Raw genomic sequence first — 1905 nt, forward strand, 5'->3', positions numbered from 1 at the left:
GAGGAGGCCGCGTCCCCGGGCCTGGTCAACTCGACCGCGTACCGCCAGCTGGTCTCCCGCAACGGTGCCGGGATGAAGCAGGGCGACAACGTCCTGATCTGGGGCGCCAGCGGCGGCCTCGGCTCCTACGCCACCCAGCTGGCCCTGGCGGGCGGCGCCAACCCGATCTGCGTCGTCTCCAGCCCCGAGAAGGCCGACATCTGCCGGGCCATGGGCGCCGAGGCGGTCATCGACCGCAACGCCGAGGGCTACAAGTTCTGGAAGGACGAGCACACCCAGGACCCCAGGGAGTGGAAGCGCTTCGGCAAGCGCATCCGCGAGCTGACCGGCGGCGAGGACGTGGACATCGTCTTCGAGCACCCGGGCCGCGAGACCTTCGGGGCCTCGGTGTACGTCACCCGCAAGGGCGGCACCATCRYCACCTGCGCCTCCACCTCCGGCTWCATGCACGAGTACGACAACCGCTACCTGTGGATGTCSCTSAAGMRGATCATCGGCTCGCACTTCGCCAACTACCGCGARGCCTGGGAGGCCAACCGCCTSRTCRCCAAGGGCARGATCCACCCCACCCTCTCCAAGGTCTACYCSCTGGARGASACCGGSCAGGCMKCCTACGACGTCCACCGCAACCTSCACCAGGGCAAGGTCGGCGTCCTCGCCCTCGCCCCCGAGGAGGGCCTGGGCATCCGCGACCACGAGCTGCGCGCCCAGCACCTCGACGCCATCAACCGCTTCCGCGACGGCCGTACGCTGCCGGAAACAGGATGACGGGTACGAGAGCCGCCGGGGCCGCCTTCCCCGGCGGCCAGGTGGCCCTCGCCCACGACGACGAGCTCCCCCCGGGCGGTGAGCTGCGCGCCCTGCTGGAGGACGTCCTCGCGGAGGTGCGCGGCGCCTGCCCGCCGCTGGGCCACCACCCACCCGCCGTGGTGAGCGGCGCCCACGTCGTCGACCCGCCGTTCTACGGCAGCGGCGACATCGGGCGGATCGCCGTGTGCGCCACCGTCAACGAACTCGCCGCCGCCGGCGCCCGGCCCCTGGCCCTGACCCTGTCGGCGGTCGTCGAGGCGGGCCTGCCGCTGGAGCGACTGCACCGGCTGGCCCGCTCCGTGCGCGACGCGGCCCGCGAGGCCGACGTGGTGATCGCCGACGTGGACGTCCGGGTCGTCCGGGCCGGCGAGGCGGACCAGGTCTACCTGCACACCACCGGGATCGGCGCCTTCCACGGCGCCCCGCTGCGCACCCGCGACGCCCGCCCCGGGGACCGCGTCGTCCTCAGCTCCCCGCTCGGCGGACACGGCGCCCACCTCCTGTCCGTCCGCCGGGGCCTCGGGTTCGAGAGCCTGGTGCCCAGCGGCTGCGCGCCGCTGGCCGGACTGCTGGAGCGGGCCCGCGCGGCCGGGTCCGGCGACGGGATCCGGGCCGTACGCACCGTGTCGCGCGGCGGCCTGGCCGCCGCGCTGCACGCGTACGCCCGCGAACTGGGCCACACCCWGCGCGTCGAGGAGAGCGCGCTGCCCGTGCAGTACGAGGCCCGGATGGCGCTGGAGGCCATGGCCGTCGACCCGCTGCACGCCTCCAGCGAGAGCTGCCTGTGCCTGCTCGTCGGGCCGGACGCGGTGGCCGGTGTCCTGGCCGCGCTGCGCAGCCACCCGTACGGGCGGTTCGCGGCCGAGATCGGCGCGGTCGTCGCGGACGGCGCCACTGCGGTCGAGCTGGTGCGCGACCAGGGCCGCGCCGTGCCCGTCACACCCGAACCGGCGGCCTTCCCCCGGCTGGCGTGAGCCCTGCCGGGGCCGCCGGAGCGGGAGCCGCGGCGGGAGCCGTCGCCTTCGCCGGACCGGCGGGGGCGGCCGGGGCGGCCGGGGCGGCCGGGGCGGCGGGCCGGAAGCCGCGCAGCAGCAC

The 1905-nt window shown here is 75.5% G+C and carries 2 protein-coding genes; both read left to right on the forward strand.

Annotated features, from left to right (window positions below; all coding sequences use genetic code 11):
* Nucleotides 1–768 (forward strand): zinc-binding dehydrogenase (locus AB4039_RS42095; protein ID WP_442273290.1); only part of this gene is annotated, 768 nt, incomplete at its 5' end.
* On the forward strand, nt 765–1784 hold the full coding sequence (locus tag AB4039_RS42100) for an AIR synthase-related protein (protein ID WP_442273291.1): 1020 nt from the start codon (nt 765–767) through the stop codon (nt 1782–1784). The genes AB4039_RS42095 and AB4039_RS42100, both read left to right, overlap by 4 nt.
* Nucleotides 1785–1905 lie beyond the last annotated feature (121 nt).

Origin of the sequence: Streptomyces sp. M-16 (genome assembly GCF_052114405.1) — a bacterium.
Lineage (GTDB): Bacteria > Actinomycetota > Actinomycetes > Streptomycetales > Streptomycetaceae > Streptomyces.